At 65.3% G+C, this 1,037-nt stretch carries 1 protein-coding gene; it reads right to left on the reverse strand.

All coding sequences use genetic code 11. The features are described 5' to 3' along the window. Positions 1 to 1,025, reverse strand: a 1,025-nt coding sequence (locus OIN59_RS25280) for a Zn-dependent hydrolase (RefSeq protein ID WP_274114972.1), incomplete at its 3' end; no start/stop codon positions are given. Positions 1,026 to 1,037: the final 12 nt, after the last annotated feature.

Raw genomic sequence — 1,037 nt, forward strand, 5'->3', positions numbered from 1 at the left:
CATTCGGGCTGGAAGAGCTGTGCGGGGTAGCTGGACACCATCTCGATGTGCACTTGTACGCCGTGTTCCTTGGCCACCTGGTCGGCAAAGGCCTTGACCTCGGCGGCCATGGCGTCCACCAGCGCGTCGGTGCTGTTGCGCAGGTCGATGCTGAATTTGACCCGGCCGGGGATGACGTTGCGGCTGTTGGGGAAGACTTGCACCATGCCCACGGTGCCGCGCCCATGGGGCGGGTGGCGGTGGGCTGCGGCGACTACGTCTTGCATGATGCGGGTGGCCGCCAGCATCGCGTCCTTGCGCAGCGCCATGGGTGTGGGGCCTGCGTGGGCTTCCATGCCGGTGACGGTGCAGTCGAACCAGCGGATGCCCAGCACGCCGCTGACCACGCCGATGGTCTTGTCGTTGTCTTCCAGCACCGGGCCTTGTTCGATGTGGGTCTCGAAGTAGGCGCCGATGGGGTGGTCGCCGGGCTCCTGGTCGCCGATGTAGCCGATGCGTTCCAGCTCGCCCTTCACGGTCTTGCCTTCGGTGTCGGTGGCGGCATAGGCATGCTCCAGCGTGAAGGCTTTGGCGAAGACGCCGGAGCCCATCATCACCGGCACGAAGCGGCTGCCTTCTTCGTTGGTCCAGAACGCGACTTCGATGGGGGCTTCGGTTTCGATGCCGTGGTCGTTGAGTGTGCGCACCACCTCGATGCCCGCCAGCACACCGTAATTGCCGTCGAACTTGCCGCCGGTAGGCTGGGTGTCGATGTGGCTGCCGGTCATGATGGGTGGCAGGCTGTTGTTGCGCCCGGGGCGGCGCATGAAGCCGTTGCCGATCTTGTCGATGGTGACGGTCATGCCCGCTTCGCGCGCCCAGCGGGTGACCAAGTCACGGCCTTGTTTGTCCAGGTCGGTGAGGGTGAGGCGGCACACGCCGCCTTTGGGGGTGGCACCGATCTGGGCCAGCTCCATGAGGGAGGCCCACAGGCGTTCGCCGTTGATGCGCAGGTTTTCGGTGTTGGTCTTCACTTGGGTGTCCATGGTGTTCTCCGG

The sequence above is a fragment of the Acidovorax benzenivorans genome (assembly GCF_028680575.1).
Classification (GTDB): domain Bacteria; phylum Pseudomonadota; class Gammaproteobacteria; order Burkholderiales; family Burkholderiaceae_C; genus Acidovorax; species Acidovorax benzenivorans.